The organism is Microcystis sp. LEGE 08355, from assembly GCF_015207185.1.
GTDB classification, from domain to species: domain Bacteria; phylum Cyanobacteriota; class Cyanobacteriia; order Cyanobacteriales; family Microcystaceae; genus Microcystis; species Microcystis panniformis.
The window spans coordinates 1-2,862 of record NZ_JADEXI010000589.1; the positions used below are offsets into that span (position 1 = coordinate 1).

Consider the following 2,862-nt stretch of genomic DNA (forward strand, 5'->3'; position numbering starts at 1 on the left):
AACTAATGCGCTCCGGGGTTTGGGGGGTAGAACCCCCCAAAAACTTGGCTTGGGTGATAAAATCAGAAATAATGCCCAACTCTTAACGCCAAATAGACTAATCTTGAAATTGTCTAGCATGAAATTGAGCGTAACGACCATTAAGATTTAATAACTCCTCGTGATTACCCACTTCGATAATTTCACCCTTTTCTAAAACTAAAATACGGTTAGCTTTTCTGACAGTTGCTAATCGGTGAGCAATAACAAATACTGTGCGCTCCGTCATAATTCTTTCTAAAGCTTCCTGCACTAAAGCTTCCGATTCCGAATCGAGCGCTGAAGTTGCTTCATCTAAGATTAAAATTCTCGGATTAGATAAAACCGCTCGCGCGATGGCGATTCTTTGTCTTTGTCCACCCGATAAATTAACACCCCTTTCTCCCACATAGGTATAGTAACCCTGAGAAAGTTCACTGATAAATTGATGAGCATTGGCAATTTTTGCCGCTTTTTCCACCTCTTGCAGATTAAAATCTCCCTGGCCAAAAGCGATATTTTGGGCTATAGTACCAGAAAAGAGAATATTTTCCTGTAAAACTACGCCAATTTGTCGCCGGAGACTTTTTAAAGTCACATCACGAATATCTACCCCATCGATTAAAATCTTGCCAGAAGTGGGGTCATAAAAACGCAATAAAAGATTAACTAAAGTGGTTTTTCCCGCTCCCGATGCTCCCACTAAAGCAATCATTTCGCCAGCGTGTGCAGTAAAATTAATATTTTTTAAAACCTGTCTGTCCTCATTGTAATAAAAATTTACTTGACAATATTCAACTTCTTTGCTATGAAGTGGCAGATTGATCGCGTTGGGTTTTTCGGTAATTGTTGGCAAAATAGCTAACAATTCAAAAATACGATCCATGGAGGCTTGACCCTGTTTAAATTGATTATAATTACTGGTAATATGGGCGATGGGATCGATTAACATTGCCACCGCTGCCACATAACTAACAAAGTCAATTCCAGTTAAATTCTTTTGGGAAATTTGCCAACCAGCGAGAAAGAATAAAAAGATGACACCGAGAGCTTGCAAAAATCCCACCACGACGTATTGTAAAGCTTTGGTGGATTCCGATAGGTATTGAGCGCGGCGATTTTCCTCCGCTTCTTGGGCAAAAAGCTGGGTTTGATAATCTTCAGCTGCGAAAGCTTGCACCACGCGAATACCGCCAAAAACTTCGGTTAATAACGAAGAAAGGTTGGATATTTTCGCTTGGGCGCGACGAGCATACTGTAATAATTTTTCACCAAAAAATCCCACCAAAACTCCCAACAAAGGAGCGATAATAATGACAGCAATCGTCAATTGCCAGTTAACAATAAACATATAGGCAAAGACGACAATTAACTGTAAGGCTGAGGGAATAAAATCATGGAAAAATTTATTAATTACTTCCCCAATGCGATCAATATCTTCCGTTAAACGATAGGATAAATCACCAGTTTTTGCCGTTTCAAAGTAATTTAAGCCGAGGGTTTGCAGGTGTGCATAAACTTTTTTTCTTAATTCTAGGGCAATTTTTAAAGAAGCTTTTGCCATCAGGGAATCTTGCCCATACTGAGACATTCCCCGCAGTAAAAAAACCACTGCCCCCACCCCCGAAAGTGTCGCCAATGCCTGCACATTTCCCTCACCGATATATCTGGCCATTTGTCCAGCTAACCAGGCTAAAATCGGCCAAAATACCGTAAATCCGATCGTACAGATAAACGCCAAAATAATTGTTTGGGTTTGGGGACGGAGATAGGGAATGAGGTTCCAATAACTAGAGCGAGATTTCAAAATAATTTAGCGCCTTTAAATATAAGTATTCCTGCAAAATTAATTTGCTAGTCGAGACAGTTATCAGTTATCAGTTATCAGTTATCAGTTATCAGAACGTAGGTTGGGTTGAAGCATGAAACCCAACACCCCCATGGATTACGCTACCGCTAACCCATCCTACAAATAATTGTGCCTCCCTACTTACTGATCACTGCTCACTGATTACTGTTTAGGCACTCTTGCACTTTGGCCAGAGGTTAACTGAGAGGTATAATTAACTTTTCTTAGGTACTGAAGAAAAGGGGATTAACTAACAAATTTGCCTAAGGGGTTAATCGGGGTGTAGAGACGTTTTTCGTCCACGTCCCTACGATATTTTCCAATAATACAAAGTTATGCTGCGATTAAACCGCCACAGCTTGATGAATGTAGCCTAATTCCGTCAATTTGTTCCAGACTTTGGCGACACTTTCCTCTAAAGTCTCTAAATCAGTGCGACATTCCACTTCTGGGTTAAAAGGTGGTTCATAGGGATCATCAATTCCCGTAAAAGACTTGATTTCGCCAGCACGCGCTCTTTTATATAATCCTTTCACATCGCGCTCCTCACAGACGCTTAAGGGAGCATTCACGAAAACTTCGACAAAATTGCCGATTTTTCCCCGTACTTCCTCGCGAATCTCGCGATAGGGAGAAATAGCCGAAACTAGGACAATTACACCGTGACGGGTGAGCAAATTAGACACAAAACCAATGCGACGGATATTTTCATCGCGATCCTCTTTACTAAATCCTAAACCTTTGGTGAGGTTCGTCCGCACTATATCGCCATCGAGAACTTCAATGGAATAACCTTCAGCGATTAATTTTGCCTGTAATGCCTCGGTAATCGTGCTTTTCCCCGCACCGCTCAATCCTGTTAACCAAACCGTCACGCCGCGCTGTTTCATAGCAACCATTAATAATACTTAAATCCTGTTTAGCGTACCATATCTCAGGGATCAGTGATCAGGAGTCAGGAGATAGGAGTCAGGAGATAGGAGATAGGAGATAGG

The 2,862-nt window shown here is 41.3% G+C and carries 2 protein-coding genes; both read right to left on the minus strand.

From position 1 onward, the window contains the following. Positions 1-97: 97 nt before the first annotated feature. Positions 98-1,825 carry an ABC transporter ATP-binding protein gene (locus IQ242_RS21530; protein ID WP_193961352.1) on the minus strand — a complete coding sequence of 576 codons (1,728 nt, stop codon included), beginning with the start codon at positions 1,823-1,825 and terminating at the stop codon, positions 98-100. A 386-nt stretch (positions 1,826-2,211) separates the two neighbouring features. Beyond that, on the minus strand, positions 2,212-2,757 hold the full coding sequence (gene cysC, locus IQ242_RS21535; RefSeq protein ID WP_104395846.1) for an adenylyl-sulfate kinase: 546 nt from the start codon (positions 2,755-2,757) through the stop codon (positions 2,212-2,214). Positions 2,758-2,862: the final 105 nt, after the last annotated feature.